Here is a 22,380-nt window from a genome sequence, read left to right as displayed (position 1 = left end):
CATCAGGCATCGGCCCGCTCGGCCAGCGACAGCCATTCCTCCTCGGCCTTGGACAGGCGGCCATGCCGCTCGATCAGCGCATTGGTCGCCTTCTGGAACTTCACCGGCTCACGCGTGAACAGGTCGGCGTCCGAGAGCAGGTCCTCCAGCTTGGCGATCTCCGCCTCCAGTCGTGCGATCTCGGCCGGCAGCGTCTCCAGCCGATGCCGCTCGGTATAGCTGAGGCCATTGGACGCACGCACAGGTGCCGGGTCCGCGGCGGGTTTCGTCGTGCCCTTCCCCGCGGCCTTTCGGGGCGTGTCGAAGGTCGAATGGCCCCGCTGGTTGCGATAGTCCGTCCAGCCACCCGGATAGACCTGCACCCGCGCGTCGCCCTCCATCGCGACGGTCTGGGTGGCGACGCGGTCCAGGAAATCGCGGTCGTGGCTGACCAGAAGAACGGTCCCGTCATAGTCGTCGAGCACGTCCTGCAACAGGTCCAGCGTCTCGATGTCCAGATCGTTCGTCGGCTCGTCCAGCACCAGCACGTTGGACGGCAGCGCCATGATCCGCGCCAGCAGCAGACGCGCCTTCTCGCCCCCCGACAGCGACTTGACCGGCGCTTTGAACTGCTTGTCGTCGAACAGGAAATCCTTGAGGTATCCGGCGACGTGGCGTGGCGTTCCACGCACCATCACCTGATCGCTGGCCCCCGACACCCCCAGTAGCGGGTCGAGCGTCAGGCTGTCCCACAGCGTCGCTTCGGGGTCGAGCTTGGCGCGCGCCTGATCGAAGACGGCGACCTCCAGGTTGGTCCCCGCCTTGACGGTGCCCGCATCCGGCTCGATCTCGCCCAGCAGCAGCTTCAGCACCGTCGTCTTGCCGACACCGTTGGGTCCGACGAAGGCGATCCGGTCGCCGCGCAGGACGCGCAGGTCAAAGTCGCGGACGATCTCACGCCCCTCGAACGATTTGGTCAGACCCGTGGCCTCGATCACCCGCTTGCCCGAAGCCTGCCCCGAGTCGAGCTCCAGCGCCGCCGTCCCGGCGCGTCGGATCTGCGCCGACCGTTCGGCGCGCAGGTCCTGAAGCGCCCGCACGCGCCCCTGGTTGCGCTTGCGCCGCGCGGAGATCCCCTCGACCGCCCAGCGGGCCTCCGACTTGATCTTGCGGTCCAGCTTGTGGCGCTGCTGATCCTCCTCCTCCCAGGTCTTGTCGCGCCATTCCTCGAAGGATTCGAAGCCCTTCTCCTGCCGCCGCACCATCCCCCGGTCGATCCACAACGTCGCCCGCGTCAGCGACCGCAGGAACGCGCGGTCGTGCGAGATCAGGACGAAGGCGGCGCGCGTGGATTTCAGCTCCGCTTCCAGCCAGGCGATGGCGTCGATGTCGAGATGGTTCGTCGGCTCGTCCAGCAACATCAGCTCCGGCGCCTCGGCCAGCAGCTTCGCCAGGGCGGCGCGGCGCCGCTCGCCGCCCGAAGCCGCATCGGGCGCAGCCTCCAGGTTCAGCTTCAGCCCCTCGGCTACCGCCTCGACGCGCCAAGCCTCCGACGGGTCGAGACCCGATCGCGCATAGTCGCCCAACGTGGCGTGCCCGGAGAGGTCCGGCTCCTGCTCCATGTACCCGGTGGCCGTGCCCGGCGACAGGGTCCGGGTTCCGCTGTCGGCCTCGACCAAGCCCGCCATGACCTTCATCAGGGTCGATTTGCCTGACCCGTTGCGCCCGACCAGTGCGACGCGGTCGCTAGGCTGGACGTTCAGCGAAAGGTCCGAAAATACCGGATTGCCCCCGAAAGTGAGGGAGATGTCCGACAGTTGGAGAAGGGGAGCGCGTGCCATGCCGCGCCGCCTATCCCCGCGCGCCGGCAGCGTCAATCACGCCGCATCGACCAGCCCCGCTAGAAGACGCACGCGGGCAGGCGGAATTGCGGCGACGGGCAGGCCGGTGAACACCTGCATCGTGCCCAGGTCGCGGTCCACGACCGCCCGGTCCGACACCACCGCCCCGAGCGACAGCCACGACCGCAGGAGCGGTGGCAACGGCCCTGGCGTGGAGGGCAGCGTCACTGCCTCGGCCACGCGGGCCACCGGGCGCCACGCCTCCGGTGCGAGCCGCCCCGCCAGGCGGCCCAGCCCGGCACCGTTGGCCGGAAAGGATGAGCAACCGTAAAGGATACCGGTCCGTTCTTCCCGAACGACGCGCGCCAGCATGGCGAGGATCAGGCGCGGCACGTCGGGATCGGTCGCACCGGGAGCGAAACAGACGCGTCCCACCTCGATGGCATCCGGAAAATGCGCTGCGAGTGATGTGAGGTTCCAGGTGGTGGCGGTGTAACCCGACAGGATCGCATGACCGTGCTGCACCGTGATCCGGGCACAGCCGCGCAGAGCCGTCCCGTCCTCGATCAGAAGGTGCCGGGCCCCGGCATCGAAGGCGTCATCGTCGGAGGCGCCCCGTCGGAACACCTTGGCCCGAAGGTCGAGCGCCGCGGCCGCGTCCGCAAGGGGCACGATGCGTGCACGCAGGCGGCCGCCGGTCATCTCCATCGCGTCTTTCCCTTGGCGCATGGGTGTCGCGCGCCTATGTCCAGCCTTGCACCGCACCGAAGGCGGTGTCCACGGAGGAGAGCGGAATGGACAAGGTCGAGAAATCCGACGCCGACTGGAAGGCTGAGCTGAGCCCCGAAGCCTACAAGGTGATGCGCAACCACGGCACCGAACGTGCCGGTACCCACGAGGATTTTCCCAAGGGGCCGGGCATCTACGTCTGCAAGGGCTGCGGCAACCCCGTCTTCGACCAGGCGACCAAGTTCGACAGCGGTACGGGATGGCCGTCGTTCTATCAGCCCTATGACGGGGTGGAGGGCGAACATGTCGGCGAATCGCAGGACAACAGCTGGTTCATGAAACGCACCGAGGTGCACTGCAACCGCTGCGACGGCCATTTGGGCCATGTCTTCCCTGACGGTCCGAAACCCACGGGTCTGCGGTACTGCATCAACGGCGTTGCGCTGGAGTTCGAGCCCGAAGGCTGAAGTCCGGTCCCGGTGACCGGGCCGTCACGCATGGAAAGACGGTAAGGCGCCCGGTCGCGCCTACCCCGTTCACACTACTGGGGTGCCGGTCATATCCCGTCGGCCAACGTCTCGCCCACGTTCACCCTGCCGAAGTTGCGGATCAGGTTCTGGATCAGGCCAAACTCGCGGATCGACGTCGCCGTGACGCGACGCGACAGGGTGACGACACGACCCCGCTCAAGACCGAAACGCTCGATGTTGGCGACCCTGTCCCCGGCGAAGCTGACGGCGACGAGCTCCCGCTTTTCGGTCTCGGGCGCAAACGGGCCCACGGTCTTGACCCGGCTCTGGACATAGTACCAGGCATCGTCCCGCTCGACCCCGTTGGTGGAGGGGCGGCCAATGCTGGTCGCCACTTGATCGCGCGTCGTGGACCCCACGCTCAGCGATTGCAGCGCCGCCTCGTCGGGAACGTATCCGTGGTTGCGATAGATCGCGGAACAGGCGGCAAGCCCCGCCAGCAATGCACCGATCAGCAGACCCTTGAATATCGTCGTCATCGCCTGCTCCCGCAAGATCGGACCCCCGTTGCCCGGAGGTGCCTTTCGGATTATGGCTTAACCGTCCCCGCCTGCCCCATCAAGGGCGGGCATTCCCGATCCCGGATCCGAAGCCTCCGATGAAGCCCGTTCTGTCCCACCCCGTCCGCCTCGCCGACCTGCCGCAGCGCAAATCGACCCATGTCCGCCTTGTCCCCGACGCGGGGCAACTCGAATCGCTGGCCGACAGGCTTGGCGTCGATCAGTTCCGCAAGGTGCGGATGGATCTGGAGCTTTCGCCCGGCCCCGGCCGGGACTGGACCCTGACGGGCACGCTGGGTGCGACGGTGGTGCAACCCTGCCGGGTCACGACCGATCCGGTGACGACCCGCATCGACGACACCGTCACCCGCCGCTATGCCGCCGACTACGACATCCCCCGTGAGGAGGAGGTCGAGATGCCGGAGGACGACAGCATCGAGCCGCTGCCCGCCCTGCTCGATCTGGGCGATGTCCTGGAGGAGGCGTTGGCCCTTGCCATTCCCGACTTTCCCCGCGCCGAAGGGGCCGAGGACATCGACCTGACCGCAACACCGGCAGGCGCGGAACCGCTGACCGACGACGCGGTGAAACCCTTTGCCGGTCTGGCCGAGCTTCGGGCCAAGATGGAACGCGACGAAGACTGACGACGCGAAGGCGTCTACTTGCATCCCGGCGGAATCGCTGTATGACGCCGCTTCCGACCCGAAAAAGGGGCCGGAAAGCGCTGGACCCCTGCCCGGAATGGCACTAGGGACCGCTGACAAGTTTCAATGTGACTCCGGGCCGCCGCGGGCGGGCCCCGAAAGACCCGAGGTACTGACATGGCCGTTCCCCAGAACAAGGTCACCAAGTCGCGCCGCAACATGCGCCGTGCGCATGATTTCCTGGTGCCCGGCAACCCGGCCGAATGCCCGAACTGCGGCGAACTCAAGCGTCCGCATCACGTTTGTGGCGCCTGCGGCCACTATGCCGACCGCGAAGTGATCGCCGCCGATGCGGTCGACCTCGACGACGACGTCGCCTGAACCCATCGGCTCGCACAGGACAACTCAGGGGGGTTCCATGTCGGACGACACCGGCGCGGCCCCCATCGCCCATCCGGATGCCGCGGGCGTCCTTTCGATCGACGCGATGGGGGGTGACCACGGGCCGGACGCCATCGTGGCCGGACTGGCACTGGCCGTAAAGACAAACCCCGCCATGCGCTTCATCGTGCACGGGGACGAGGCTGTGTTGTCGGCCGCAATCGCCAGACGACCCGGGTTGGCGGATCATTGCACGGTGCGCCATGCGCCCGACGTCGTGGCCATGACCGATAAACCCAGTCAGGTGATGCGGACGGGCAAGAATACCTCCATGTGGTCCGCAGTCGACGCTGTTCATTCCGGCGAGGCGACGGTCTGCGTCAGCTGCGGGAACACCGGCGCGCTGATGGGCGTATCCATGGTCTGCCTGCGCAAACTGCCGGGAATCAACCGCCCTGCCATCGCGATCCTCTGGCCATCGCGCAATCCGTCCGGTTTCAACGTGATGCTCGACGTGGGCGCCGACATCCGCGCCGACCCCGACGACCTCATCCAATATGCATTGATGGGCATGTCCTATGCTCGCAACGGCCTGGGGATCGATCGCCCGCGCGTGGGCCTGCTGAATGTCGGCACCGAAGAGAACAAAGGCCGGTCCGAACTGCGCGAGGCACACGACCGGATCGAGATGCTCGCCGCCGACAACGGCTTCGAATTCGTGGGCTTCGTCGAAGGCGGCGACATCCCCGGCGACCGCGTCGATGTCATCGTGACCGATGGGTTCACCGGCAATGTCGCGCTCAAGACCGGCGAAGGCACCGCCCTGTTCGTCCGCGACATGCTGGGAGAGGCGTTTCGCGCGACCCCCCTGTCCAAGATGGCGGCCCTGCTGGCGATGAGTTCGCTCAAGCGCCTGTCGAAACGCATCGACCCGCGCCGCGTGAACGGCGGTGTCTTTCTCGGCCTGAACGGCACCGTGGTGAAATCGCACGGCTCGGCTGACGAGACCGGCGTGGCCGCTGCCGTGGGCCTCGCGTGGAACCTGTCCAAATCGGGCTTCAGCGACCGCCTGCGGGCACGCGTGGCGGCGGCGACGGCCACGCTGGGGGACACGGAATGAAGCGCGCCGTCGTCAGGGGTGTAGGCCACTATCTCCCCGACCGCATCGTGCCGAATGAATGGTTCACGACCTTTCTCGACACATCCGACGAATGGATCGTCAGCCGATCCGGCATCGAACGTCGCCATTTCGCGGCCGAGGGGCAGACGACTTCGGATCTCGCCATCCGGGCATCGCGCGCGGCGCTCGACGATGCGGGGATGGAGGCCGGGCAGATCGACGCCATCGTCCTCGCCACCTCGACCCCCGACCTGACCTTCCCCGCGACGGCGACCATCGTGCAGGACGGCTTGGGCATGACCCGCGGCTTCGCCTTCGACATTCAGGCGGTCTGCGCGGGCTTCGTCTACGCGCTGGCCAATGCAAACGCTTTGATCCTCTCGGGCCAGGCCGAGCGCGTTCTGGTTATCGGGGCGGAGACCTTCAGCCGGATCATGGACTGGGACGACCGCGCCACCTGCGTCCTTTTCGGCGATGGCGCCGGCGCGCTGGTCCTTGAGGCGGCGGAGGGTGGGGGCACCACCGACGACCGTGGTATCCTCGCCACCGACCTTCGCAGCGACGGACGGTTCCGCGACATCCTCCAGGTATCGGGCGGGGTTTCGTCAACCGGGACGACCGGTCACCTGATGATGGCCGGCAAGGAAGTGTTCCGCCATGCGGTCGAGAAGCTGGCGCAGACCACCGTCGACGTGCTGGCGAAGGCGGGCGTCGAAACCTCGCAGGTGGACCGCGTCGTGCCCCACCAGGCCAACCTCCGCATCATCGCTGGAACCGCACGCAAGCTCGGACTGCCCATGGACAAGGTCGTGGTGACCGTTCAGGACCACGGCAACACCTCCGCCGCATCGATTCCCCTCGCAATGTCGGTGGCCAAGGCCCGTGGCCAGCTCAACCCCGGCGAACTGGTCGTGACCGAGGCGATTGGTGGGGGCCTCGCCTGGGGTTCCGTCGCCCTTCGCTGGTAGGCTAAGCCACTGGCGACCATACACCTTTCACGTCCGTTCGCTTTTGGCGGCGTTCCGCATGAAGATCGGGCCGCAAGTGTCTGACGTTGACTTGTTTTCGTCTTGACGCCAAACATTTCGGCAGCCGCGCAAAAAGATGCGGTCGATGGGAGCCAACGAGGGGACGACACGATGACCAAGACCTTGACACGAATGGACCTGAGCGAAGCGGTTTTCCGCAACGTCGGGCTGTCCCGCAACGAAAGTGCAGCATTGGTGACGCAGGTGCTGCAACATGTCTCCGACGCGCTGGTCGATGGCGAACAGGTGAAGGTATCGGGCTTCGGCACCTTTTCGACCCGCGACAAGACGGCCCGCGTCGGCCGTAACCCCAAGACGGGCGAGGAAGCCCCGATCCCGCCCCGCCGCGTCCTGACGTTCCGCCCTTCGCACCTGATGAAGGACCGCGTGGCGGCTGGCAACGCTGACAGGAAAGGCTGATTTTGGCAGGTCCACCGGAAAAGTCGGACGGCGCCTTCAGAACAATCCGCGAGGTCGCGGACTGGCTTGGTGTGCCGACTCATGTCCTTCGCTTCTGGGAGTCGAAGTTCGAGCAGATCGCTCCGGTGAAGGGCGCAGGCGGCCGCCGATACTACCGCCCGGAGGACATGAGGCTCCTGGGCGGCATCAAGGTGATGCTGCACGATCAGGGGCTGACGATCCGCGGCGTCAGCCAGAAGATCGACGACGACGGTCTCGACGCCGTCACCCGCCTGTCGCCCAATCTCGATGGGGACGACCCGACATCCGGACGTACCCGTCGGGTCATCCGGCCCGACGACAGCCGTCGAAAGGCCGATGAGCGCGTGGGTCCGTTCGAGCGCGAGCCCGACGAGGACACGCTGCCGCAACCGACGGACCCCGCGTCCGAGACGATGCAGCCGGATGCACCCGCCGACACGGAGCAGCTTGGCGATGCGCCGATCGACGCACCGCAGCCGGGCGTGGACCCCGCGGACACCGCCTACCGAACTGAACCACCGCCGCCGCAACCCGACGCGCCAAAGCCTGCCCTTGCGCCGCTGGCCGTCCTGCGTCCGGGCCACGGTCGCCAGTTGCGCCGCATCGTGCGACGGCTTCGCGGCCTCATCGACGACGTCGAGGCAGAGCTTTCCAGCGGTGGAAATTCGTGACCTTTCGGACTTGCGCGCCCCGGTGAAAGCCGTATGTAGGGCGCCAGTCGGGCTATGGCGCAGCCTGGTAGCGCGTCCGTCTGGGGGACGGAAGGTCGCAGGTTCGAGTCCTGCTAGCCCGACCAAATCGCAACGCCTCTCCCCTGTCGGGGCGGGGCGTTTCGCTTGTCAGGGGCACGGCCCGCGGGGGACCATCGCATGACCTATCCCAGGGGCGTTCTGGCGAGCCAGCAGATCGAAGCGTTGTTCGCGTCGGGCGCCATCGCGGCCCCGGGTCTCGCGCCGGGCCAGGTCCAGCCGGCCAGCCTCGACCTTCGGCTCGGGTCCGTTGCCTACCGCGTGCGCGCGTCCTTCCTCCCGGGCGCGGGGCGAGCCATGCTCGACCGATTGCCGGAATTCGGCATGCACCGGGTGGACCTGACGCAGGGGGCGGTACTGGAGAAAGGCTGCGTCTACCTCGTCCCGTTGCAGGAAAGTCTGAACTTGCCCAAGGGCTTGTCCGCCGTCGCAAACGCCAAGTCCTCGACCGGGCGGCTCGACCTCCTGACCCGCGCCGTGACCGATGGCGGGACGGAGTTCGACCGCATCCCCGAAGGCTACGAGGGCCCCCTCTATGCCGAGATCTGCCCGCGCAGCTTCTCGGTTCTGGCGCGTACGGGCATGCGCCTGAACCAGATCCGGTTCCGGGCCGGGACCGCCCTGCTGTCCGACGCCGAACTTCGCGCCCTCCACGACCGAATGCCCCTGGTCGACGGCACCCCGATGATCGACGACGGTCTGGGCTTTTCGGTCGACATGAACCCGGGTCCCGACGGGCTGGTCGGCTGGCGCGCCAAACCGCACACCGGCGTCATCGACCTCGATCGCGTGGGCCATTATCCTCCGGCCGAATTCTGGGAGGCTGTGCGGACCGACCGCCGGCACGTCATCCTCGACCCTGGTGCGTTCTACATCCTCGTCTCGCGCGAGGCGGTGACGATCCCGCCTACCCATGCGGCGGAAATGGCGCCCTACCTGGCGATGGTCGGAGAGTTCCGGGTGCATTACGCCGGCTTTTTCGACCCCGGCTTCGGACACGGCACCCCCGCCCGCGGCGTGCTGGAAGTGCGCTGCCACGAGGCGCCCTTCGTGCTGGAGGATGGACAGGTCGTCGGGCGACTGCTGTACGAGGCGATGTCGGAAACCCCGGCGCAACTCTACGGCCAGGGGATCGCATCGAATTATCAGGGTCAGGGGTTGAAGCTCTCCAAGCACTTCGCAGCGCCCTGACCTTCCGTCATTCCTGCGGCGCCCCATGGCTCAGCAGGTCTTCCTCACCCTCGCTCGCCCGCTCCTGATCCGCCATCCGCTCGATCGTGCGGTCCGGCATGACCGGCTCGGGTGTGGGCTTCGGCTTCGGTGCGGGCTCCGCGTCCATCTCGGTCAGGGTGATGGCCTTTGCCCGGTTCTCCTTGTCCGGCAGGTCAACCACCGGCAAGGCGCCACCCGACAGGTTGAGGCGATAGGACGGTTCCGGCAAACCGATGCCCGCCTGCGTCAGCGCGGCCATTACGACACGCAGTGCCTCGCCCCGCGCGGGAAGGAACGCCGCCTCCCGCTGGTTGAGCCAGGCGAAGAACTCCATCGTGATGGTGCTGTCGCCTGAATCCTTGATCCAGACCTGCGGGGGCGGATCGGCGAGCACGAACGCCAACCCGGCCAGCGTCTCGATCCCGATGCGCCTGGCCTCGGCCAGATCGTCGTTCGGATCGATGCCCAGTTCGAACCCGAACCGCCGGGTCGTGTTGCGGGTATAATTGATGATCTTGGCCTTGAAGACAAAGCTGTTGGGCAAGCGGACGTGGTTGCCGTCAGGGTCTAGCAGGATCGTCGCGCGGCTGGTCAGGCGGATGACGGTCCCGACGGAGCCTTCGATGTCCACCATGTCGTTGGGCCGGAACGGCTGTCGCACCGACAGCATGATCGAGGCGATGAAGTTCTCGACCGTGTCCTGCACCGCGAAGCCGACTGCGAGACCCAAGATGCCGGCCGCGCCGAACAGGCCGGTCAGCACCGCGGTCGCGTTCAGGATATCGAGCGCCGTGACAATGCCCGCGACCACGAAGACCAGGCGCAGGATCACGCGATAGATTTCCGCGATGAACGCATTCGGCGCCAGGCTTCCCCAAGGCCGTTCCCACCGGGCCAGCAGGACGCCGACAAGCATCACCAGCCCGCCCGCCAGCATCGCCACCACGATCAGGGGAAGATAATTGACGAATTGAACGAACCGCATCTTGGTCCGCTCGACGATGGGATCGAGCCGCCGCGCCACGTCGGTGTTCTCGACCACCGTATTGCGGACCGCGACCACCCCGTCGACCCGCGATGCCAGCGCATCCAGTTCGGGGATCGTCTCGCCGTCCAGGACCTCGCCGCCGAAGGTCACGATCCCCTCGCGGACATCCACGCTGACGCCCTCATATTCGTCGAGTTCTCCAATGATGCCGTCGATCCGCCGTTCGATCGCGGCATCCTCGGTCCCGTCCTGCGCGGTGGAGATCGCGCCGGAGGGTTGCGTCGGCGTCTCCTGCGCGGCGACGGGAAGGGTGAACGCGATCGCCAACGCGAGGAACAGGCCGCGGATCAGCGACCAGAGACGATCACGTCGCGCCGTTCGCGGCATCAGAACGTCTGGTCGTAGGCGCCGACGTTGTCCTCGACCCGAATGATCGCGTCGAGATCGTCGAAGATCGCGCGAAGCTCCTCGGCCGAGGCGGGACTTTCGCAGACCACGACAAGGTTCGGCGTGTTGGACGACGCCCGCACCAGACCCCAGCCACCGTTTTCCAGCATGACGCGCGCGCCGTTGACCGTCACCACATCGACGATTTTCTGCCCGCCAAGACTGCCCTGCCCCTTCATCGGAACGATCCGGTCGACGATGCGCTGAAGCGTCTCGTATTTCTCCTCATCCGGGCAAAAGGGCGACAGCGTGGGCGTGTTCCATACTTTCGGCAGCGCGCGCCGCAGATCGGACATGGACTTGTCGGGGTTGCGGTCCATCAGCTTGCAGATCTCCACCGCCACCCGCATCCCGCAGTCGTAGCCGCGCCCGATGGGTTCGGCGAGGAAGTAGTGCCCGGACTTCTCGAACCCGGCCAGCGCGCCCAGCTCGTGCACGCGGCGCTTCATGTGACTGTGGCCCGTCTTCCAGTAATCCGCCTTGGCACCGTTTTCTTGCAGCACCGGGTCGGACGCGAACAGGCCGGTGGATTTCACGTCGGCCACGAAGGTCGCGCCGGGATGCAGGGCTGACAGGTCGCGCGCCATGATGACGCCCATGATGTCGGCGAAGATCTCCTCGCCCTCATCGTCCACCACGCCGCACCGGTCGCCGTCGCCGTCGAAGCCAAGCGCCAGGTCCGCGCCCGATTCCTTCACCGAGGCCGCCATGTCGTGCAGCATCTCCATCGCCTCGGGGTTCGGGTTGTAGTGCGGGAAGGTATAATCGAGCCGATTGTGCGACGGCACCACCTCCACCCCGATCCGTCGGAGCACTTCGGGGGCGAAGGCCGAGGCCGTGCCATTGCCCGTGGCGCAGACGACCTTCAGCTTTCGGGTCATGCGGAAATCGCCCACCAGATCGTCGAGATAGGCCTCCATCACCCCGTCGACGCGTTCCCATTTACCGCCGTCGCGGGCCTCGCCCTCGTCGTTCAGGACGATGTCGCGCAGCTCGGCCATCTCGTCGGGGCCGTGGGTCAGCGGCCGTTCGAAGCCCATCTTGACGCCGGTCCAGCCGTTCGGGTTGTGGCTGGCCGTCACCATGGCGACGGCGGGTGCGTCGAGATGGAACTGTGCGAAATAGGCCATGGGCGACAGGGCCGGACCGATGTCCTGCACGTGCACGCCGGCCTGCACCAGACCCAGGATCAGCGCGTTCTTGATGGCCACGGAGTAGTCACGGTAATCGTTGCCGACGGCGATCCGCGGCTCGACCCCGCGACGGTGGATCTGCGTTCCCAGTCCCAGCCCGAGCGCCGTCACCCCCGGCAGGTTGATCCCCTCGGGGTATTTCCAGCGGGCATCGTACTCGCGGAAGCCCGTGGGCGCGATCATTGGGTCGCGCAGGAATTCCCAGGTGTTGGGGGTGACGTCGGCAATCGGCTTCATGGCAGTCCTCGGGAGGGAAACGGGTTGCGCAACAGCTAGCCGCATGGCCCGTCTTTGCAAACCCGAACTTAGCCCGACACCTGCTCCCGCAGGATGGCCGCCGTCAGCGACACCATCAGGTAAAGCCCCGCAAAGATCAGGAATGCCAGCACCGTGTTTTCGAAGGCGCGGGGGTATGTCGGCTCGTCCGGGGCGATGGGCGGAACGGGCGTGGACAGGTAGCGCACCTGGCGGTTCGCCTCGATCCGCGCGAGCTCCAGCTGCTGCGCGGCCTGTTGCAGCAGCAGGCGCCGCGTCACCAGATCGCCCTGGGCCACCTGAAGCTCGGCCGTCACGCGGGCAAGGCTCGCATCGTCGGTCGCGCTTTCGGTCAAGCCGGAGCGCAACCGCGCAAGCTCATCCTCCAGCCGGGCGATGTTCGATCGCGCGACCTGAACCCGGGTCTCGTTCGGCCGCCGATTGGCGAGCAACTGGTCCAGCCGCAGGCGCTCGGCCCGCAGTTCGGTCTCGATGGCGCCGATCTGGGCATAGCTGTTGGACAGCTCCGCCTCGGCCGATACGACGCCCAACTGTTCCTGCAGCGCGACGACCCGGCCCTGCGCTTCCTGCATGCGGACCTCGGCGGCGGCAAAGCTGTCTTCGGCGCCCGCCATCTGGTCGGTCCGGAGGCGCGCGGTCAGTTGGTCCACCTGCTCCTCGGCATAGCCGATCAGCGCCTTGCTGAACGCTTCCGATACGGCGGGCTCGGGGGCGACAACCTCCATCTTCACCACGCCTTCGGTCGGGTCGTAGCCGATATTCACCATCCGCTGGTAGAGCTTGTAGGCCGCCTGGTCCGTCGCGCCGGGTTCGAGGCGCTGCAATGGGTCGATCCCCTCGGCCGAGAACTCTTCGGTGAAACCCAGGTCCGCGTCGAGCCGTGCCAGCGCATCGCGCGACAGAAGGTAGGATTGGACAGATATGCTGTCCTGTTGCGTGGCGAGGCCGGTACCGGAGAACAGACCACCGAGCCCCCCTGCCCCTGCGGCCCCGTCGGCCTGCTGGATGATGAACTCGGACTTGGTCGCATACATCGGGGTGGCGATAGTGTAATAATAAATCCCTGCAAGGATCGTCGGCAGCCCGACGAAGAACGCCAGCCGCACCGTCAGCAGGACGAGCCGCCGGCGCCTGCGACGGGCGATGTCGCGCTGGATGCGGACGATCTCGCTGGCCCGGGTTGCCGCGTCTATGGCGCCGGGTGCGGGTTGGGCGGGCACGGGGGCCTGCCGGCGAACGGCGGGAACCTGGTCGTCACCGCCTGCGTCGTCGCGTCTGGCCGGCATCTTTCGGCCGGGGATCAGTTGCAGCATGTTCGCCCGCTCGAACGGGTCGATGCCGCGGGACCGCAACGCGGCCACGGCCTCCTGATCCGAGGACACCTTTATGCCATGTTTCTGGGCGATCCGCCGGGCCATGCGAAGCTGCCGGCCGGTCGGCACGGAATCGAACGTGGCGTCCGGCAAGGTGTTGGCGACGGGCGCCGGCGCGGCGTCCGCGGACGGTGCCGCGCCGTCGACGGCCGGTGCCGAAGTCTCGCGCGGATGGAACCCGGCGTCTGCGCGGATGCGGAACTTGACGGCTCTAGGCATCGTATTCGTACAGCCTCCGCGCTTCTTCCAGCGTATCGAATTGGTGCAGCGCGCCATCGCGCAGGACGGCCGCCGACGTGGCAAAGCGTTCCAGGACCTGCGGCTGATGACTGACGATGACGACCGTCGCCTCGGCCAGACGGTCCTTCAGGATCGACCCGGCCTTGCGATTGAACTCCGCATCGGTGGTCGAAGGCATCCCCTCATCGATGAGGTAAATGTCGAACTCCAGCGCCAGCATCAGCGCGAAGCTGAACCGCGCCTTCATCCCCTGGCTGTAGGTGCCGACGGGCATGTCGAAATATTCCTCGATTCCGCAGAGATAACGGCAGAACGCCTCGACGTAGTCGGGGTCGAGACCGTAGAGCGTTGCGATGTAACGCGCATTCTCCGTCGCCGTATTCTTCGAGATGACGCCGCCCATGAACCCGAGCGGAAAGCTGACGCGGGAGGTGCGGTGCACTTCGCCCTCATCCGGTTTCTCCAGTCCCGCCATCATGTTGATGATGGTCGTCTTGCCCGTGCCGTTCGGGGCCAGGATCCCGACCGACCGCCCCGGCTCGACCCGGAAAGACGCGCGGTGAAGGATCACCTTGCGCTGCTTTCCCGTCCAGAAAGACTTGGAGACGTTATCGAATTCGATCATCGGACCAACGGCCCCCGGAGTGTTGCGCCTGAAGTCTGATCAGTATCGGACAGGCCTGCCGATTTCGATAGAGGCCCAATCCGGCGACAATATGGTGATACGCGCCCGCTCATATGGACCGGGCGCGAAGAACCGGGCGAATGGGCGGCATCCCGCCCGCGCGCATCATCCGTCCTGCTTCTGCACCCGTGTCAACTTGCCTGCCAGGATGCTCAGCACCGCGGCGAAGAAACTGAGCAAGGCACCCATCTTGGCGGCATCCTGTACCGGGCCCGGATCGAAGGCGACCGAGGCCACGAACAGCGACACGGTGAAGCCGATGGCCGCAACGCAACCGATCACGAACAGGTCGATCGTCCGCATCCCCTCCGGCAACCCGAGCTTGAGCGTATGCGCGCCGATGTAGCCGAACAGAAGGATCCCCAGCGGCTTGCCGATGATGAGACCGGCGAGAACCAGCCAGGTCGGCTCAGAGATAGCAGAGAAGGCCACACCGGCGTTCATCAGCCCGAACAGGAACAGGACGACCTCGACCGGGTGCTTCAGCAAATGCTCGGCGTGGTTCAGAAGATCGGTCAGGTATTGCTCCGCCTCGGCGAAGATGCCGAAGGCGCGGTCCGCATGTGGGAGGGTCGGCACGATGGGAAGCAGGCCGAGCGCGGGATGCAGCCCGGACTGGGCGAATCCGAACCACGACAGGGCCCCGGCCACCAGATAGGGCCAGAACGACAGCTTATCGCGCACCCAGGTCGAATTGGGGCGCAACTGGTTGTGACGGTCCAACCTGCGCGGCAGTCGGTTGAACAGCAGGAACACGGCGATCGCGGCCCCCGCCGACAGCAGCAGCCAGACCGGCGCAAGCTCCCCCGAAGGATAGAAGATCGCCAGGATGATGAGGCCGGCCGCATCGTCCGCGATGGCAAGCAGCAGCAGGAACCGGACGGCAGGATGCCCCGCGCCGAACACGATGCGCCCGACGAGATACGAGAACGCGATATCCGTCGCCGTCGGGATGGCCCAGCCGTTCGCCACTTCTCCGAACTTCGCCGGCCCGAGCAGAAGGGCAAGACCGAGATAGACGCCTATGGGTCCGAGCATGCCGCCCAACGTCGCGAACAGGGGCGTTGCGGCCTTGCGGCCCCGCAGGCTGCCTTGATCGAGGATGACCGCCTCCCAAACTTCCTTGCCCGCGATGGCGAAGAAGAAGGCCATGAGGATATCGTTCACGAGGTAATGCGCCGTCAGCACCTTGGCCGTCTCGGCATGGCCATAAAGCGCGGCATCCTCGCCCAGGATTTCCTCCCAATGGTGCAGGTCGGCCCCGATCCAGTCGTTGAACCAGAGCGGATAATCCACGAACATGTGGTAGCTGTGCAGGTCGGTATTCGCCCAGATCAGCGCGATCAGCGCGCCCGTTATCAGAAGGAGCGAATAATTTGCGACGAAGTTCCAGACCCGATACATGCGCTCTCCCCAGCCTTGCCTGCGGGCAGTAGCTAGCGGAGGGGGGACGGTCGGGCAAGGCGAACCATGGCATCGCATCGAATGGCGAGAGCGCCGCACGTGACGGCGCTCCCGAAATCGGCGCGCATCAGATCCAGTAGGGCGTCACTCCATAGGTCTGATAGGTCCGCGTCTCCCAGTCCCTGTCGCGATCCCAGCCTTCCTGCGCAGCAGGCGCATCGTTCAGCTGTGCCTCGGTGATCGAGGTGCGGAAGCCGCCCAGCCCGGTATCGTAGGTCAGCGTTTCCCACGGCACGGGGCGCTCGTCCCCGCCGATGCCCAGGATGCCGCCGAAGTTCATTACGGCATAGGCCACCTTGCCCGAAGTCTTGTCGATCATCACCCGGTCGATGGTCCCGACCTTCGAATCGTCCGCGCCGTAGACGGCGGTGCCGGACACTTCGTTGGCGGCCACGAGACTCTTGTCACCATGTGTCATGTCAGTCCTCCTCTGGAACGTGCGGTAACAATGCAACGTCTTTGCCCCAGGGAACCGTTCCCGAACGAGCCACGAGGAGGCACGCTGGTCCAGAACGTGACAAGGGGCCCCGAAGGGCCCCCTGCGCTGCGACTGGCGCAATCCGTTCGAAGAACGAACGTTGCTTACATCATGCCGCCCATGCCGCCCATGTCGGGCATGCCGCCACCGCTGGCGCCCTCTTTCGCGGGCTTGTCGGCGACCATGGCTTCGGTCGTGATCAGCAGGCCGGCGATCGAGGCCGCGTCCTGCAGCGCGTGACGCACCACCTTGGCCGGGTCGATGACGCCGAACTTGAACATGTCGCCATATTCCTCGGTCTGCGCGTTGAACCCGAACTTGGGATCGTCGCTCTCGCGGATCTTGCCCGCGACGACCGAACCGTCCACGCCGGAGTTTTCGGCGATCTGGCGCAGCGGCGCCTCCAGCGCCTTGCGAACGATGGTGATACCCACGTTCTGGTCGCTGTTGTCGCCGGTCAGACCTTCAAGGGTCTTGCCTGCCTGAACCAGGGCCACGCCACCGCCGACGACGATGCCTTCCTGAACGGCCGCACGGGTCGCGTTCAGCGCGTCGTCGACGCGGTCCTTGCGCTCCTTGACCTCGACTTCGGTCATGCCGCCGACGCGGATGACCGCGACGCCGCCCGCAAGCTTGGCAACCCGCTCCTGCAGCTTCTCACGGTCGTAGTCCGAGGTGGTCTCCTCGATCTGACCGCGGATCTGGCTGACACGCGCCTCGATCTCGGCCTTCTCGCCGGCCCCGTCCACGATGGTCGTCGTGTCCTTGGTGATCGACACCCGCTTAGCAGACCCCAGCATGTCCATGCCGACGTTCTCGAGCTTCATGCCCAGGTCTTCCGAGATGACCTGCCCGCCGGTCAGGATCGCGATGTCCTGCAGCATGGCCTTCCGACGGTCGCCGAAGCCCGGCGCCTTGACGGCCGAGATCTTCAGACCGCCGCGCAGCTTGTTGACGACCAGCGTGGCCAGGGCCTCGCCCTCGACGTCCTCGGCGATGATCAGCAGCGGCTTCTGCGACTGGATCACCTGCTCGAGCAGGGGAACCATCGGCTGCAGCGACGAGAGTTTCTTCTCGTGCAGCAGGATGATGCAGTCCTCCAGCTCAGCCGTCATCTTCTCGGGGTTGGTCACGAAGTAGGGCGACAGATAGCCGCGATCGAACTGCATGCCCTCGACCACATCGGTCTCGGTCTCCAGTCCCTTGTTCTCCTCGACGGTGATGACACCCTCGTTGCCGACCTTCTGCATCGCGTCCGCGATCTGACGACCGATTTCGGCTTCGCCGTTGGCCGAGATGGTGCCGACCTGGGCCACTTCGGCGCTGTCGGACACGTCGCGGGCGGCGGCCTTGATGGCTTCGACGACCTTGGCGGTCGCGAGGTCGATGCCACGCTTGAGATCCATCGGGTTCATGCCGGCGGCTACCGACTTCATGCCTTCGCGCACGATGGCCTGGGCCAGCACGGTGGCGGTGGTGGTGCCGTCGCCGGCCTCGTCATTGGTGCGCTGGGCAACTTCCTTGACCATCTGCGCGCCCATGTTCTCGAACTTGTCTTCCAGTTCGATTTCCTTGGCGACAGACACACCGTCCTTGGTGATCCGGGGGGCGCCGAACGACTTGTCCAGAACCACGTTCCGGCCCTTGGGGCCCAGCGTGACCTTGACGGCGTCGGCGAGGATGTTGACGCCCTTGAGCATCCGATTGCGGGCGTCGGTACCGAATTTCACGTCCTTGGCGGCCATGTTATTCTCCTGATATTGTAATGCGTTGAAAGGCGAACTTCAGGTGATCTTCGCTCAGGCGATGATCCCCAGGACGTCCGACTCCTTCATGATCAGCAGCTCTTCGCCGTCGATCGTGACCTCGGTGCCCGACCACTTGCCGAACAGGATCTTGTCGCCGGCCTTGACCGAAGGGGCGATCAGCTCGCCAGAGTCCTTGCGGGCCCCCTCGCCCACGGACACGATCTCGCCCTCGGCAGGCTTTTCCTTGGCGGTATCGGGGATGATCAGGCCGCCCTTGGTCTTCTCGTCGGACTCCGTGCGGCGGACCAGAACGCGGTCATGCAGCGGTTTGAAAGCCATGTGATAGCCTCTTCGCAGAAATGTTACGGTTCCATTGGCACTCACCTTCGGGGAGTGCCAACTGCGCCGCTAGCTAGGCTCGCCTCACGCGGCTGTCAACGGGGAAGAACGCCGATGGATGCGTGGCCCGTTCACACCGCCCCTTGCGCATGGCCGGCCGCTTCCTAGCTGGGCTGCATGTCCGACACCACCCCGATCCCCGACCGCATCGCTGCCTGCCGTCTCTGCGCCGACCGCTTCGCCGCAACGGAGACGGCCCATGCTCCCGCCCCCGTCGTTTGGTTCCGCCCCGGCGCCCGCGTGATTGTGGCGAGCCAGGCGCCGGGGATGCGTGCCCACAACTCCGGCAAACCCTTCGACGATCCGTCCGGCGTCCGCCTGCGCGAGTGGATGGGAGTGAACGACGAGACCTTCTGGAACCGCGACAAGGTCGCCATCGTGCCGATGGGGTTCTGCTTTCCCGGATACGACCGTGCCGGCGGCGACATCCCGCCGCCCCGCCTCTGCGCCGCGACCTGGCGCGAGGCGGCCCTGGCACATGTCGGCCCTGTCCGGGTGACGCTGCTCATCGGCGGCTACGCGCAGGACTGGCATCTGGGTCGCGGCCGCGTGACGGACCGGGTGCGCGACTGGGAAAGCCTGGCGCCCGGCATCTTCTGCTTGCCGCATCCGTCGTGGCGCAATACCGCTTGGCTGAAGAAACATCCGTGGTTCGCCACCGACACCCTGCCCGCGCTCCGCGCCGCCATCCGCGAGGCTCTGACATGACGCCTGAAACCCCGCTCGACCGCGCGCACCTCTCGGCTGAGACCCTGGGCACCGATGCCGCTCGATTGGGGTTCTTCGAACGGCTGGCCGAGGCCGAACTCCACCTCCTGCTCGAGACGGAGGACAGGGAGACCGTAACCCCTCGCCTCGTCGAGGTCGACGGAGAGCGCTATGCGCTTGCCTTCGATCTGCCCGAACGCCTGACCGCCTTCGCGGGCGCGGCACCCACTGCCACGCTTTCAGGCCGCAGGCTGGCGGCCCTGCTGATGGGCGAGGGTCTGGGCCTCGCCCTCAACCTCGAAGACGCGCCCTCCGCCCAACTGCTGGAGCCCGCATCCATCGCCTGGCTCGACCGGACCCTGGCGCATACGCCAGAGGAGACGGAAGCCCGCATTTCCGAAGTCACGCCGCCGGGCGACCTGCCCGACGCCCTGCTTACCGGGCTGGATGCCAAGCTGCGGCTCGCGTCAGGGCTGGCGCGTTGCGCCTATCTGGCGAGCGTGCGTTATGACGACGGATCGCGTGGACACATCCTGGGGTTCGTCGATCCGGTGCCCGGCGCCGAGACCGACATCGCCCGCGCGGTGTCCGAGGCGCTGGTGTTCTCGGGCCTTGAAGCCGGGCAGCTCGATGTGACCTTCCTGCGCGCGGATCAGACGCTCGCGGCGACACTTTCGCGCCACGGCCTCCGCATCGACCTGCCGCAACCCGAGGCCCCGCGTCCGGTCCGCGACCCCGACGCGCCGCCACGCCTGCGCTAGCCCCGCCGCCCCTCCATGGGCGCCAGCGACACGCCGTCCGCTTCCAGCGCCGTGCGCACTGCGCGGCCGATCGCCGCTGCCTCCGGTCCATCACCATGCAGGCAAATCGAATCGCAGGCCGCCGGAATGCGCCGCCCGCCGTTCGACAGGATCGCCCCCTCGCGCACGAAACGGACCATGCGCGCAGCCGCTTCCTCCGGGTCGTGGATCATGGCACCGGGCTGGCCGCGCGGCACGAGCGTCGCGTCGTCTGCATACCCCCGGTCGGCGAATATCTCGCCCGCCCATCGCGCGCGCAGATCGCGCGCGACCGCCTCCTGCGCCGTTCCGGCCAGGACCAGCAGGATGACCTCCGGGTCGACCCGCAGCGCCGCACCATAGGCCGCGCGCGCAAGCTCTCCATCTTCCGACGCCATGTTGGACAGCGCGCCGTGCAGTTTGAAATGTCGCACCTCAGCGCCCAACGATGCTGCCATTCCACGCGCGGCTCCTAATTGCCAGATCACAAGATTTTCAATGCTTTCCAGAGCGAAGTTCATGCGGCGGCGTCCGAACCCCTGAAGGTCGGGAAAGCCCGGATGCGCGCCGATGCCCACGGCTCGGTCACGCGCCATCGCCATGGTCCGCGCCATCACGTCCCAGTCGCCGGCGTGGGCGCCGCAGGCCACGTTGGCCGAGGTGACGACGTCGAGCAACGCAGCGTCGTCTCCCATCGTCCAGTCGCCGAAGCCTTCGCCCATGTCCGCGTTCAAATCGACCTTCATCCGTCCTCCCGTGCCGAAACGACCCCACCCACCAGTTGCAGCGACAGAAGGTCCGGCACCTCCGCCGGATCGCGCGTCAGCGGCTCGACCGTCGGCTGGCCGGGCCTTGCCGCCTGCGCCTCCGCCAGCGTGACGAAGCGGAACCGCACCTTCGCGCCCGGCACTGCCTGCAATGCGCGCGGCAAATCGGCTGCGATCACCGACCCGATCCGCGGATACCCCCCCGTCGTCTGGCATTCGGGCCCCAGGATATAGGGAACGCCGTCACCCGTCATCTGCACATCTCCAGGCAGGATGAAATCGGACAGCAGGCCTAACTGCCCCTCCGTTGCGAACTCCTGCCCGTCGCTCGTCAAACGCACGCCTTGCCGGTTGCCACGCGCGTCGCGGCGGAACATGGCGTTCTCGAACCGCTCAATCGCGTCGCGCGAAAACATGCGCGTCTGTGGCGTAGGAAGCAGTCGCAGCAGCCCGCCGCCCATTCGGTCCGCGGCCGCGACACGCCGCGCGGCGCCGGCGAAGGCTGCGCAGGGCAGACTGTCCCCCGGCGCAAGCGGCTCTCCGATCCCCGCGATCAGATGCGCGGACCGACTGCCCAGCACCTCCGGCATCGTCAGTCCGCCACCGACATGGACGTAGGAATAGACGCCCTCTCCGGTCGGCCGCAGGTCCAGCACCGTACCGGTCGGAAGCGGGTGGCAGGCGTTCCATGCCAGCGCGCGCCCGTCCGCCGCGGCTCGCATCGGCGCCCCGGTCAGCGCGACGGTCGTGTTCACGTGCAGCTTGAGGCGCAACGGCGCGCCCGGTGTCTCGATTCCCGCGCCCGCATGGCCCAGCAGGGCGCGCGCTTCCTCCAACGCGCGCCGGTCGGCCGCACCGCCCTCTGCCAGCCCATCGGCCAACCAGCCGGGCCGGCCGCCATCCTGCACCGTGACAAGCGGACCGCAGGCCAGAACCTCGATCACGTCAGATCCTCGACCGTCGCGCCGCCGTGGCGGTCCGCATCCGCCGCTGCGCGGTCTTGCATTTCAGCGGAGGTGACTGCCTCGAATACCACCTCGTCGCCGGGCGAGAGCGCGACGGGCCGCGCGCGCGAAGGGTCGAAGCAGCCGAACATTGTGCGCCCCACCTGCCGCCAGCCCGTCGGCGCCGCGGTCCCGAACAGTACAAGCTGGCGCACCGCAACCACCAGCGCGCCCTCCGGCACCTTCGGTGTCAGCCCCGACTGGCGCGGCAAGTCCCACACGTCAGGCAAGATGCCCAGATATGGCATCCCCGGCGCGAACCCCAGGGCCAGCACCCGCACCCGTGCCGAGGACAGCGCCTCCACGGCCTCTGCCTCTGACACCCCGGCCATCGCTGCGGCCTCGGTCAGCTGGGGGCCGTCGTCGCCGCCATAGCTGCAGGGAATGCGCCAGAAGCGTCGCGGCGGCAACGCGACGCGCGCCCAGTCACAGGCGGCCAGCCTTTCGCGCAGCAGATCGTCCAGATTGCCCCCATCGCCTTCGTACCGTACGAGGACCGAACCCAGCGACGAGGCCGTCTCGACAACACCCTCCGGGCGGTTCTCCTCCAGCGAGGCGCGGAAGGCGAGGCAAGTGCGGTTGGCCGCATCGTCCAGACGCGGCGCGAACCGCACCAGCAGCGCGGCTTCGCCCAGCGGCTCGATCCGGGGGAAGGTCTCGTCCATGTCCCTGCGTCG

At 66.8% G+C, this 22,380-nt stretch carries 24 protein-coding genes and 1 tRNA gene; 11 read left to right on the top strand and 14 right to left on the bottom strand.

Translation table 11 applies throughout. The features are described from left to right. Positions 1-2: 2 nt before the first annotated feature. Together JAN5088_RS08995 and JAN5088_RS08990 are read right to left on the bottom strand one after the other, a co-directional pair. The gene (locus JAN5088_RS08995; RefSeq protein WP_055682500.1) at positions 3-1,820 is read right to left on the bottom strand and encodes an ABC-F family ATP-binding cassette domain-containing protein; all 1,818 of its coding nucleotides are present in this window, start codon (positions 1,818-1,820) and stop codon (positions 3-5) included. Positions 1,821-1,856: 36 nt separating this feature from the next. Continuing rightward, on the bottom strand, positions 1,857-2,528 hold the full coding sequence (locus JAN5088_RS08990; RefSeq protein ID WP_055682499.1) for a GNAT family N-acyltransferase: 672 nt from the start codon (positions 2,526-2,528) through the stop codon (positions 1,857-1,859). 86 nt (positions 2,529-2,614) lie between these two features. On the opposite strand from JAN5088_RS08990, the gene msrB reads away from it, so the two are divergent. Then, complete coding sequence (gene msrB, locus JAN5088_RS08985) at positions 2,615-3,016, top strand: peptide-methionine (R)-S-oxide reductase MsrB (protein WP_055682498.1); 402 nt, start codon at positions 2,615-2,617, stop codon at positions 3,014-3,016. Between the two features lie 89 nt (positions 3,017-3,105). Here msrB and JAN5088_RS08980 read toward each other — a convergent pair whose 3' ends face one another. Next, positions 3,106-3,558, bottom strand: coding sequence for an outer membrane protein assembly factor BamE (locus tag JAN5088_RS08980; protein ID WP_055682497.1), 453 nt, complete (start codon positions 3,556-3,558; stop codon positions 3,106-3,108). 119 nt (positions 3,559-3,677) lie between these two features. Here JAN5088_RS08980 and JAN5088_RS08975 point away from each other — a divergent pair, with 119 nt between their 5' ends. The 8 genes from JAN5088_RS08975 (at position 3,678) to JAN5088_RS08940 (ending at position 9,133) form a co-directional block, all read left to right on the top strand. Beyond that, positions 3,678-4,223 carry a YceD family protein gene (locus JAN5088_RS08975; RefSeq protein WP_055682496.1) on the top strand — a complete coding sequence of 182 codons (546 nt, stop codon included), beginning with the start codon at positions 3,678-3,680 and terminating at the stop codon, positions 4,221-4,223. A 177-nt stretch (positions 4,224-4,400) separates the two neighbouring features. Then, a complete protein-coding gene (rpmF, locus tag JAN5088_RS08970) occupies positions 4,401-4,604 on the top strand; it encodes a 50S ribosomal protein L32 (protein WP_055682495.1) in 204 nt (67 codons plus the stop codon). Between the two features lie 37 nt (positions 4,605-4,641). After that, complete coding sequence (gene plsX / locus JAN5088_RS08965; protein ID WP_055682494.1) at positions 4,642-5,724, top strand: phosphate acyltransferase PlsX; 1,083 nt, start codon at positions 4,642-4,644, stop codon at positions 5,722-5,724. Continuing rightward, a complete protein-coding gene (locus tag JAN5088_RS08960) occupies positions 5,721-6,692 on the top strand; it encodes a beta-ketoacyl-ACP synthase III (RefSeq protein ID WP_055682493.1) in 972 nt (323 codons plus the stop codon). Before plsX ends, JAN5088_RS08960 begins: the two co-directional genes overlap by 4 nt. A gap of 171 nt (positions 6,693-6,863) precedes the next feature. Then, positions 6,864-7,172, top strand: a complete 309-nt coding sequence (ihfA, locus tag JAN5088_RS08955) for an integration host factor subunit alpha (protein WP_055682492.1) — start codon at positions 6,864-6,866, stop codon at positions 7,170-7,172. Between the two features lie 2 nt (positions 7,173-7,174). Next, positions 7,175-7,864: a MerR family transcriptional regulator gene (locus tag JAN5088_RS18275; protein WP_074962648.1), complete on the top strand. Its 690-nt coding sequence runs from the start codon at positions 7,175-7,177 to the stop codon at positions 7,862-7,864. Between the two features lie 48 nt (positions 7,865-7,912). Further along, positions 7,913-7,989: transfer RNA gene (locus JAN5088_RS08945), tRNA-Pro, on the top strand. 73 nt (positions 7,990-8,062) lie between these two features. Further along, positions 8,063-9,133, top strand: a complete 1,071-nt coding sequence (locus JAN5088_RS08940; RefSeq protein WP_055682491.1) for a 2'-deoxycytidine 5'-triphosphate deaminase — start codon at positions 8,063-8,065, stop codon at positions 9,131-9,133. Positions 9,134-9,140: 7 nt separating this feature from the next. On the opposite strand, the gene JAN5088_RS08935 is transcribed toward JAN5088_RS08940, so the two are convergent. From JAN5088_RS08935 to JAN5088_RS08900, 8 genes are all read right to left on the bottom strand, one after another. Continuing rightward, the gene (locus tag JAN5088_RS08935) at positions 9,141-10,529 is read right to left on the bottom strand and encodes a mechanosensitive ion channel family protein (RefSeq protein ID WP_074962649.1); all 1,389 of its coding nucleotides are present in this window, start codon (positions 10,527-10,529) and stop codon (positions 9,141-9,143) included. Beyond that, a complete protein-coding gene (locus tag JAN5088_RS08930) occupies positions 10,529-12,019 on the bottom strand; it encodes a phosphomannomutase/phosphoglucomutase (protein ID WP_055682490.1) in 1,491 nt (496 codons plus the stop codon). Before JAN5088_RS08930 ends, JAN5088_RS08935 begins: the two co-directional genes overlap by 1 nt. A 68-nt stretch (positions 12,020-12,087) precedes the next feature. Next, positions 12,088-13,650: a KpsE/RkpR family capsule polysaccharide export protein gene (locus JAN5088_RS08925; protein WP_082429910.1), complete on the bottom strand. Its 1,563-nt coding sequence runs from the start codon at positions 13,648-13,650 to the stop codon at positions 12,088-12,090. Further along, entirely contained in the window at positions 13,643-14,296 is a 654-nt protein-coding gene (locus JAN5088_RS08920; protein WP_055682489.1) for an ABC transporter ATP-binding protein, read from the bottom strand. Before JAN5088_RS08920 ends, JAN5088_RS08925 begins: the two co-directional genes overlap by 8 nt. A 165-nt stretch (positions 14,297-14,461) precedes the next feature. Then, positions 14,462-15,760, bottom strand: coding sequence for a Na+/H+ antiporter NhaA (locus JAN5088_RS08915; protein WP_055682488.1), 1,299 nt, complete (start codon positions 15,758-15,760; stop codon positions 14,462-14,464). A 127-nt stretch (positions 15,761-15,887) separates the two neighbouring features. Beyond that, a complete protein-coding gene (locus JAN5088_RS08910; protein WP_055682487.1) occupies positions 15,888-16,238 on the bottom strand; it encodes a PRC-barrel domain-containing protein in 351 nt (116 codons plus the stop codon). Between the two features lie 164 nt (positions 16,239-16,402). Beyond that, positions 16,403-18,043 carry a chaperonin GroEL gene (gene groL / locus JAN5088_RS08905; RefSeq protein WP_055682486.1) on the bottom strand — a complete coding sequence of 547 codons (1,641 nt, stop codon included), beginning with the start codon at positions 18,041-18,043 and terminating at the stop codon, positions 16,403-16,405. 54 nt (positions 18,044-18,097) lie between these two features. After that, the gene (locus JAN5088_RS08900; protein WP_055682485.1) at positions 18,098-18,385 is read right to left on the bottom strand and encodes a co-chaperone GroES; all 288 of its coding nucleotides are present in this window, start codon (positions 18,383-18,385) and stop codon (positions 18,098-18,100) included. Positions 18,386-18,562: 177 nt separating this feature from the next. Here JAN5088_RS08900 and JAN5088_RS08895 point away from each other — a divergent pair, with 177 nt between their 5' ends. Both JAN5088_RS08895 and JAN5088_RS08890 read left to right on the top strand, forming a co-directional pair. After that, positions 18,563-19,153: a uracil-DNA glycosylase family protein gene (locus tag JAN5088_RS08895; protein ID WP_055682484.1), complete on the top strand. Its 591-nt coding sequence runs from the start codon at positions 18,563-18,565 to the stop codon at positions 19,151-19,153. Further along, a complete protein-coding gene (locus JAN5088_RS08890) occupies positions 19,150-19,914 on the top strand; it encodes an SseB family protein (protein WP_055682483.1) in 765 nt (254 codons plus the stop codon). The genes JAN5088_RS08895 and JAN5088_RS08890 overlap by 4 nt, the downstream gene beginning before the upstream one ends. Here the strand turns inward: JAN5088_RS08890 and JAN5088_RS08885 are convergent. Genes JAN5088_RS08885 through JAN5088_RS08875 form a run of 3 tightly spaced genes read right to left on the bottom strand, consistent with a single transcriptional unit; the run spans position 19,911 to position 22,368 of the window. Further along, entirely contained in the window at positions 19,911-20,678 is a 768-nt protein-coding gene (locus JAN5088_RS08885; RefSeq protein ID WP_055682482.1) for a LamB/YcsF family protein, read from the bottom strand. The genes JAN5088_RS08890 and JAN5088_RS08885 overlap by 4 nt on opposite strands. Then, positions 20,675-21,643, bottom strand: a complete 969-nt coding sequence (locus JAN5088_RS08880) for a 5-oxoprolinase subunit C family protein (RefSeq protein WP_055682481.1) — start codon at positions 21,641-21,643, stop codon at positions 20,675-20,677. Before JAN5088_RS08880 ends, JAN5088_RS08885 begins: the two co-directional genes overlap by 4 nt. Further along, a complete protein-coding gene (locus JAN5088_RS08875; protein ID WP_055682480.1) occupies positions 21,640-22,368 on the bottom strand; it encodes a 5-oxoprolinase subunit B family protein in 729 nt (242 codons plus the stop codon). Before JAN5088_RS08875 ends, JAN5088_RS08880 begins: the two co-directional genes overlap by 4 nt. Positions 22,369-22,380: the final 12 nt, after the last annotated feature.

It is taken from the genome of Jannaschia rubra (assembly GCF_001403735.1).
Taxonomy (GTDB): domain Bacteria; phylum Pseudomonadota; class Alphaproteobacteria; order Rhodobacterales; family Rhodobacteraceae; genus Jannaschia; species Jannaschia rubra.
The sequence above is the reverse complement of the archived record's forward strand: the minus strand, read 5'-3'. Positions and strand labels throughout refer to the sequence as shown.